Genomic DNA, 8,751 nt, shown 5'->3' on the forward strand with positions numbered 1-8,751 from the left:
AGTACAGCCGCGTCTGGAACGTGATCCTGCAGTCCGACGCCCCCTACCGGAAGACCACGGCGGACATCACCCGGCTCTACACCAGGTCCAAGGACGGCAAGATGGTGCCGCTGTCGGCCCTGGTCACCACCAAGTACGTCACCAACCCGGACCTGGTCCCCCATTTCAACGGCTTCCCGGCCGCCCAGGTGACCGGCAACGCGGCTCCCGGCTACAGCTCGGGTGACGCGCTGAACGCCATGGAAGAGGTGGCGCGCGAGGTGCTCCCCTCCGGCTACAGCTTCGCCTGGTCCGGCATGGCCTACGAGGAGAAGAAATCGGGGGCCTCCTCGATCGCCGCCTTCGGTTTCGGCCTGATCATCATCTTCCTGCTGCTCGCCGCCCAGTTCGAGTCGTGGACCATGCCCGGCTCGGTAATGACCGCGGTCCCCTTCGGCGTTTTGGGCGCGCTGGTCTTCAACTGGATGCGCGGCCTTTCCAACGACGTCTACTTCCAGATCGGCCTTTTGACCCTGATCGGCCTGGGGGCCAAGAACGCCGTCTTGAGGGTCGCCTTCGCGGCGGAACTGCGCGAGCAGGGGCTCTCCATCCTGGATGCCACCGTCAAGTCCGGCGAGGAGCGCTTCCGCCCCATCATCATGACCTCGCTCGCCTTCATCTTCGGCGTACTCCCACTTGCCCTCGCCACCGGCGCCGGTGCCAACGCCCGGCACTCCATCGGCACCGGCATCATGGGGGGGATGATCGGCGAGGCCACCCTGGCCATGCTCTACGTACCGCTCTTCTTCTACCTGTTCGACAACTGGACCGAGCGCAAGAAGGCGAAGGCGGAGGCCAAGGCTGCCGCCCGGGCCGCCAAGGAGGGTGGCGAGCCACCGCATGAGGGAGGTCCCCCTCCCACTGCCGAGCCCACCGGGGAAGGAGGACACTGACATGCGCCGACTCATGATACTTGCGGCAGTTCTCGGGCTTTCCGGCTGCATGATGGGACCAAACTACCACCGTCCCGCGGTGGACACCCCGCAGTCCTTCCGCTTCGGGGACCAGGAGGCCCAGGACACGGCGAACACCCAGTGGTGGAAGGGGTTCCAGGACCCGGTGCTGGACAATCTGATCGCCGAGGCCCTGGCCAACAACAAGAACGTGCAGATCGCCGCCGCCAACATCGAGCAGGCCGATGCGGTGCTCACCCAGACCCGCTCCCCGCTCTTTCCGCAGGTCACCTACGGCGGCAGCGCCCAGCGGCTTAGGGCCAGCGAAAAGGAAGCCTTCCCGCTCGGCTCCGGGGTGTCCAACCCGTACAGCGCCTTCCAGCTCTTCGGCGGCGTCAACTGGGAACTTGACCTGTGGGGGCGCGTCCGGCGGCTCTCCGAGTCAGCCAGGGCCAACCTGATGGCCAGCGAGGAGGCGCGCCGCGGCGTGATCCTCTCCCTGGTCGCCTCGGTGGCGGGGAACTACCTGCAGTTGCGCGGCCTCGACGAACAGCTCGCCATCGCCAAGAGGAACCTGGACGCCTATTCCGAGTCGGTCAGGCTCTTCAAGCTGCAGTTCCAGTACGGTCAGATCCCCCAGTTGAACGTCGAGCAGGCCAACTCGCAGTACGAGACGGCTGCCGCCACCATTCCGCAGATCGAGTCGCAGATCGCGCAGCTGGAAAATGCCCTTTCCGTCTTGCTCGGGCGTAACCCCGGGCCGATCGCCAGGGGGAAGACCATCTACGAGCTCTCCTTCCCGGCGGTTCCCTCGGGGCTTCCGTCGCAGCTATTGGAGCGCCGCCCCGACCTCGCCCAGGCCGAGCAGAACCTGGTGGCCGCCAACGCCCAGATCGGCGCGGCCAAGGCACTGTACTTCCCGACCATTTCGCTGACCGGTGCCTACGGCTTTGCCAGCCAGTACCTCGATAACCTGTTCAAGGCGCCGGCCCGCACTTGGAGCTACGGCGGGACCATCACCGGGCCGATCTTCACCGCCGGCGCCATCTCCGGCCAGGTGAAGCAGTCCGAAGCTGCCCAGCAGGCGGCGCTGATCGGCTACCAGGCGGCTATCCAGAGCGCCTTCGCCGACGTGGAGAACGCGCTGGTGATCCGCCAGAAGCTGGTCGGCCAGATCCAGGCCCAGGAGCGGCTGGTGAAAGCGAACCAGGAATACGAGCGGCTCGCCAAGCTGCAGTACGACGGAGGCTATGCGCCCTACCTCACCGTCTTGAGTGCCCAGCAGCAGCTCTTCCCCGCGGAGCTGAACCTCGCCCAGTTCCGCGCCCAGCTGTTCACCTCCTACGCCAACCTCTACAAGGCGATGGGAGGGGGATGGGTGAATGAAGCGGACAAGATGACGGTGCCCAAGGAGGGCCAGGCGGCGGCCGCCCCGCAGCCGACAGGTGCGACCAGCCCGAAGCCATGAAGCTGTCCCGGGCGGACATAGTCCGGGGATGGACGGACCTGTGGCTGGGGGACCGGGGGCTTTCCGCCTTTCTGGTCCTGGTCTTCCTCGCCCTCTTCCTCGGGCCGATCGTGGACTGGCCCACGGTCAGGCTGCTCACCAGCCTGCTCCTCTCCCTGCTGATGGTCGCCGGGGTGGTCAGCATGTCGCGCCGCCCCACGGTCCGCTGGTTCGCAGGCATGATCGCCCTGTGCGCCATCGTGTTGCGCTGGCTTACCCACATCGTGGCCACCTCGGCCATCGCACGCTGGAGCAGCCTGATCTCTTTGATCTTCATGGTGCTCTTGACGGTGGGGACCCTCTACAAGGTGTACGCGGACGACAGGCCGGTCACCGCGCACCGGATCATGGGGGCGGTGGCCGCCTATCTGCTGTTCGGCATCACCTGGTCGATCCTGTACGGCCTGCTCGACCAGGTGCTGCCGGGCGGGGCCTTCAGCATCACCGGCACAACCGGCGGTTTCGATGCCGAACGGCAGGAGAAGCTGCTCTTCTTCAGTTTCGTGACCCTGACCACGGTGGGGTACGGGGACATTACCCCCACCCATGACCTTACCCGCATGTTCGCGGTGGTGGAAGCACTGGTGGGGCAGCTCTACCCGGCCACGCTGTTGGCCCGGCTCGTTTCACTGGAGGTGTCACGTCGCGGCAGTCAGCCGGAAAAGGATTGAAAAAGGGGAACCCCATCACCCCAGGCTTACAATGCCGTATGAGTTCCACGCCCTTCGACAGGCTCAGGGTGAACGGCCTCACCGTTGTTCTTGAAGGCAAGGTGGCAGGATGGAAAAGCGGCTCAACATATTCCCCGTGGTCGACTGGCTCGGCTCCTACCGGAAGGAGTGGCTCCGCTTCGATGTGGTCGCCGGGCTCACCACGGCAGCGGTGGTGATACCCAAGGCGATGGCCTACGCCGCCATCGCCGGGCTGCCGCTGGTGGTCGGGCTCTACTCCTCGCTGGTGATGCTGGTGGTCTATGCCGCCCTCGGCACCTCCCGCCTGTTGAGCGTCACCACCAGTTCCACCATCGCCATCCTGACGGCCGGCATCCTGGACGAGGTAGCCCCGGGGGGCGATCCCGCCCAGCTCTTGGCGGCCTCGGCCACCCTGTCGCTTCTGGTGGGGGTCTTCCTGCTGCTGGCGGGCGTTCTGCGCCTGGGGGTAGTCGCCGACCTGATCTCCGACCCGGTGCTGACCGGCTTCAAGGCGGGGATCGGCCTGGTCATCGTGCTCGACCAGCTTCCCAAGCTCTTCGGGGTGCATATCAGCAAGGCCGGCTTCTTCCGCGATCTCATCTCCATCGTGCAGCACCTGCCGGAGAGCTCGCTCCCCACCCTGGCGCTCGCCCTGGTGATGCTGGCCCTTATGTTGGGGATAGAGCACTTCGCCCCCAAGTTGCCGGCGCCGCTCATCACGGTGGCCGTGGGGATCGCCCTCGCCGCCTTTGCCGGGCTCGACAGATGGGGCATCTCGCTGGTGGGAGCCGTCCAGCCGGGGCTCCCCGGCGCAGCCCTGCCCGACCTCTCCCTGGCCGGACAGATGTGGCCCGCGGCCTTGGGCATCGCCCTGATGAGCTTCGTGGAGACCGCCGCCGCCGGGCGCGCCTTCGTGCACAAGGGGACCCCCCAGCCGGACGCCAATCGCGAATTGATGGCGACCGGCATGGGCAACCTGGTGGGCGGCTTCTTCCACATCATGCCCGGTGGCGGGGGGACCTCGCAGACCGCCGTCAACATGGGGGCCGGCGCCCGCACCCAGCTCTCCGGGGTGGTGGCGGCCGCGGTCATCGTGGCTACCCTGCTCTTCCTGGCGCCGCTCTTCGGGATGATGCCCAACGCGACGCTGGCGGCCGTGGTCATCATCGCCAGCATAGGCCTGGTGAGCCCGGCGGAGTTTCGCTCCATCCTGAAGGTCCGCACCATGGAGTTCAGCTGGGCCCTTCTGGCGGCATTCGGGGTCATGGTGCTCGGCACCCTGAAGGGGCTGCTGGTGGCGGTGCTCGCCTCGCTGGTGAACCTGATGATCCGCGCCAACCGCCATCCGGTCGCGGAGCTGGGGCGCAAGCCCGGCACCAATGTCTTCCGTCCGCTGTCGGCCGAGCATCCGGAAGACGAGACCTTCGCCGGCCTTTTGCTGCTGCGGCCGGAGGGTGCTATCCACTTCGGCAACGCCCAGCGCCTGGGGAGCATGATGCGGAACATGATAGCCCGCTCGGCTCCGCGGGTGCTGGCCCTGGACCTGAGCGCGGTGCACGAGCTCGAGTACACCGCGCTCAGGATGATGACCGACGGCGAGGAGCGGCTGCGCGAAGAGGGAACCATGCTCTGGCTGGTGGCGATGAATCCGGAGGTGGTCAAGGTGGTCCGCCTGTCGCCGCTTTGGGAGAGGCTCGGGCGGGAAAGGATGTTCCTCAACATGGAACAGGCGGTGGAGAAGTTTCAGCAGCAGACGGGGATATCGGCGCAGGCTGCGGCCGGCCGGAGGGAGGCGGAGCAATGTTGAGACTGCTGCATTCCATCTTCGGAAGCGAGAAAGAGGGGAGCTACCCGGAAGCACTCATCAAGGAGGCCATCGAGCGGGTGGTGGAGGGCACCGACCCCTGGCTGCGCGCGGTCTCCGGCTACAAGAAGAAGCTCAGGCCGGCGGTGGTCCGGGCCATCGATCACGTGGTGACCCTGGTAGGGCAGCTTCCCCCCGCGCTGCCGGCGCGGCTGGCGGTCCAGGGCGAGGACTCCCCCCTCAAGAGGTTTTTCATCTCCTCTTTGGACATGCGCAAGGCCTTCCGGGAGGACCCCTCCCTCGCCGAATACCTGGAGAAGGCGGGAGACGATTCCGAGACCATCGTCGCCCTGCTGGCCATGGAGAAGGAGGAGCGGGGGATCTTCGGGGCGGAGCTGAAGGGAGACGTGGTGATCAAGGACGTCCCCCAGGTCACCCTCGCCTTCGACGCCCATCGGCTCATCGACCCCTCGGCGGACGAAACGGCGACCCGTCGCCTGCTGATGCGCCGGGCCTACGACCACCTGATCGGCCTTGCGCTCAGGGAGCTCTCCGCCGTGAAATCCGAGCGCGAGGAGCTGGAGAAACGGCGTGCGCTCCTGGAGGCCAAGTACAACCTGCTGCAGCGGGGGGGATGGGGGTTCGATCAGGCCGACCCCTCCGGAAAGCTGACCGTGGCGGAGGTGGAAAGGGGGCTCGCGGAGATCGAGGGGCAGCTGAAGAAGCTCGGCGGGGACGACCGGATGCTGGATACCTACCTGGCGCTGGTCGGGGAGGTGCTGGGGCATCCCGAACAGCTGCTGTGGGGGGCGAGGCAGACGGTGTTCGTCGACCGGATGGGGATCAAGCGGGCCGAGGCATCGGACGAGGCGCCCGAGCTTAGCTACCAGGAGATCTTCAACGCCGAGGGGCGCAGCATGGTGGTGACGCTGGTCTCTCTCGGCAAAGAGGAGCTGGCGCTGGAGGAAAAAGGGTAAAGGAGAAGGGTAGCCGCCACGTGCTCCGGGACGTCTGCCGGAGGAGCGCACATCGAAAAAGGAGGTCGTCATGCCTGTAACTATTCTAACCCCGTCGGTTGAGCAGAGGATGAGCGCGTACGAGGCGTTGAGCAACCGCGCCAAGATGCTGGTTACCGGGGCCAAGCTGAAGCCCACCATCACCCTTTCCCGGGAGTTCGGCTGCGAGGCCTTTCCGGTGGCCGAGGAACTGCAGAAGATGGCCGAGGAGACCACCGGGGAACAGTGGCTGGTAGTGGACATAACCCTGCTGGATGCGGTCGCCAAGAAGCACAACATCCCCGAGCGCGTGATGCTCTCCCTGGGGACCTACAAATCCCGCTGGCTGGACGACGCCTTCGCCACCTTCTCCCCCAACTGGAAGACGGACGCCGACTACTACCGGCTGCTCTGCGAGCAGGTGGTGATGATCGCCACCGCCGGCAACGCCATCTTCGTCGGACTGGGGGCGGCCATCATCACGAAGGGGATGGAGAACTGCTTCCATTTCCGGATGATCGCCGAACAGGAGTTCAAGGTGAACTCCATCGCCAAGCGGATGAAGATCTCCAAGCAGGATGCGGAACTGACCGTGCTCGACCAGCAGAAGGAGCGGGACAAGATCATCCGCAACGTGCTGGACGCGGACGAGCACGATCCCCTCTACTACCACGCGGTCTTCAACAACTCGAAGCTCAAGAACCGGCAGATCGCCAGCATGATAGCGGGATTCGTCTTCCATCAAAAGTGAGGGGGTGGCGTCATGACGGAGAAGGGACGTACCGGAAGAACCGGCAAGTCCGCCGGTGCCGAGCAGGGAGGCGATCTCCGCCGCGGGATGAGCGTTGCCGAACTGAAACAGGGAATCCTCGACCACCTCGAGTTCACCCTGGCGCGTCCCCTTGCACTGGCCACCCGCAGCGACTGGTACCTCGCCGTCGCCTACGCGGTCCGCGACCGCATGCTCGATGACTGGCACCAGTCGATGAAACACCTGCACGACCGGGGGGTGAAGATCGTCAGCTACCTCTCGGCTGAGTTCCTGATGGGTCCCCACCTGGGGAACAACCTGGTGAACCTGGGGATCCTGGAACCGGTGCGGCAGGCGGTGGAAGCCCTCGGTCAGGACCTGGAGCAGCTGATCAGGCGGGAGGAGGAACCGGGGCTGGGCAACGGCGGGCTGGGGAGGCTCGCCGCCTGCTACCTCGACTCGCTGGCCACCCTGCGCGTCCCCGCCATCGGTTACGGCATCCGCTACGAGTTCGGCATCTTCGACCAGGAGATCCGGGACGGATGGCAGGTGGAGAAGACCGACAAGTGGCTGCAGATGGGGAACCCCTGGGAGATCTGCCGTCCCGGCATAGCCTACGAGGTTAAGTTCGGCGGGCACACCGAGTCGGGTCACGACGAGCAGGGGCGCCTGCGGGTGCGCTGGGTCCCCGACAAGGTGGTGAAGGGTGTCGCCTACGACACCCCCGTGGCGGGCTACCGGTCGGGGATGACCGACCTGCTCCGGCTCTGGAAGTCCGAGGCGATCGAATCCTTCGACTTCCAGGCCTTCAACGTGGGGGATTACTACCGCGCGGTGGACGAGAAGGTGGTGTCGGAGACCATCTCCAAGGTCCTCTACCCCAACGACGAGCCGGCGATCGGCAAGACTCTGCGCCTCGCCCAGCAGTACTTCTTCGTCTGCTGCTCGCTGCAGGACATGGTGCGCGTGCACCTGTTGCGCGAGGGGAGCCTGGACACCTTCCCCGATACCTTCGCGGTGCAGCTGAACGACACCCATCCCTCCATCGCGGTGGCCGAGCTGATGCGGCTTTTGGTGGATGAGCACGAGTTCGAGTGGGATGACGCCTGGCGGGTCACCCGCGCCTCGCTTGCCTACACCAACCACACCCTGTTGCCCGAGGCCCTGGAGACCTGGCCGCTGCCGCTCTTCGCCCGCATGCTCCCCCGTCACCTGGAGATCATCTACGAGATCAACCGGCGCTTCCTGGACGAAGTGCGCCAGCTCCCGGGCAGCGATGACCAACTGCTGGCCCGGCTCTCCATCATCGACGAAAGCGGCGACCGGCATGTGCGCATGGCGCACCTGGCAGGGGTCGGCAGCCACGCCATCAACGGGGTGGCTGCGCTGCACACCGAACTTCTCAAAGAGACGGTGATGCGGGATTTCTACCAGGTACGTCCCGAGCTTTTCCTCAACGTCACCAACGGGGTGACCCCCCGCCGCTGGGTGGTGCTCAGCAACCCCGGTCTCACCGAGCTCATCACCGGGAAAATCGGCGGCGGCTGGGTGACCAACCCTGAGCAGCTGCGCAGGCTTGCCGACTTCGCCGGTGAAGCGTCCTTCCAGCAGGGGTGGCGGCAGGTGAAAAAGGAGAACAAGGTCCGGCTGGCGGCGCTGATCAAGGAGCGGACCGGCATCGTGGTGGACCCCGGGAGCCTGTTCGACGTGCTGGTGAAGAGGATCCACGAGTACAAGCGCCAGCACCTCCAGGTCCTGCACGTGATCACCCTCTACCAGCGGATCAAGCGCAACCCCAAGGCCAAGGTGACCCCGCGCACCTTCATCTTCGGCGGCAAGGCCGCTCCCGGCTACTTCATGGCGAAGCTGATCATCAAGCTGATCTGCAACGTGGCCAAGGTGGTGAACGACGACGCCGAGGTGGGGGACCGGCTCAAGGTCGCCTTCCTCCCCAACTACCGGGTGACCGCGATGGAGGTGATCTGCCCGGGGACCGACCTTTCCGAGCAGATATCGACCGCAGGGAAGGAGGCCTCCGGTACCGGCAACATGAAGTTCATGATGAACGGC

7 protein-coding genes are annotated in these 8,751 nt (G+C 65.7%); all 7 read left to right on the plus strand.

What is annotated here, in order from left to right:
• Nucleotides 1–932 (plus strand): efflux RND transporter permease subunit (locus VJ604_RS04270; protein ID WP_324080141.1); only part of this gene is annotated, 932 nt, incomplete at its 5' end.
• 1 nt (nucleotide 933) lies between these two features.
• Nucleotides 934–2,400 carry an efflux transporter outer membrane subunit gene (locus VJ604_RS04275; RefSeq protein WP_324080142.1) on the plus strand — a complete coding sequence of 489 codons (1,467 nt, stop codon included), beginning with the start codon at nucleotides 934–936 and terminating at the stop codon, nucleotides 2,398–2,400.
• Nucleotides 2,397–3,110 (plus strand): potassium channel family protein, encoded by a 714-nt coding sequence (locus VJ604_RS04280; protein ID WP_324080143.1) that lies wholly within the window; start codon nucleotides 2,397–2,399, stop codon nucleotides 3,108–3,110. Before VJ604_RS04275 ends, VJ604_RS04280 begins: the two co-directional genes overlap by 4 nt.
• A gap of 109 nt (nucleotides 3,111–3,219) precedes the next feature.
• Complete coding sequence (locus tag VJ604_RS04285) at nucleotides 3,220–4,938, plus strand: SulP family inorganic anion transporter (RefSeq protein WP_324080144.1); 1,719 nt, start codon at nucleotides 3,220–3,222, stop codon at nucleotides 4,936–4,938.
• On the plus strand, nucleotides 4,932–5,912 hold the full coding sequence (locus VJ604_RS04290; protein ID WP_324080145.1) for a hypothetical protein: 981 nt from the start codon (nucleotides 4,932–4,934) through the stop codon (nucleotides 5,910–5,912). The genes VJ604_RS04285 and VJ604_RS04290 overlap by 7 nt, the downstream gene beginning before the upstream one ends.
• A 70-nt stretch (nucleotides 5,913–5,982) precedes the next feature.
• Nucleotides 5,983–6,681: a cytidylate kinase-like family protein gene (locus VJ604_RS04295; protein ID WP_324080146.1), complete on the plus strand. Its 699-nt coding sequence runs from the start codon at nucleotides 5,983–5,985 to the stop codon at nucleotides 6,679–6,681.
• 12 nt (nucleotides 6,682–6,693) lie between these two features.
• On the plus strand, nucleotides 6,694–8,751 hold a 2,058-nt coding region (locus VJ604_RS04300; protein ID WP_324080147.1), incomplete at its 3' end, for a glycogen/starch/alpha-glucan phosphorylase.

The organism is Geomonas sp., from assembly GCF_035254065.1.
In the GTDB taxonomy this organism is placed as follows: Bacteria; Desulfobacterota; Desulfuromonadia; order Geobacterales; family Geobacteraceae; genus Geomonas.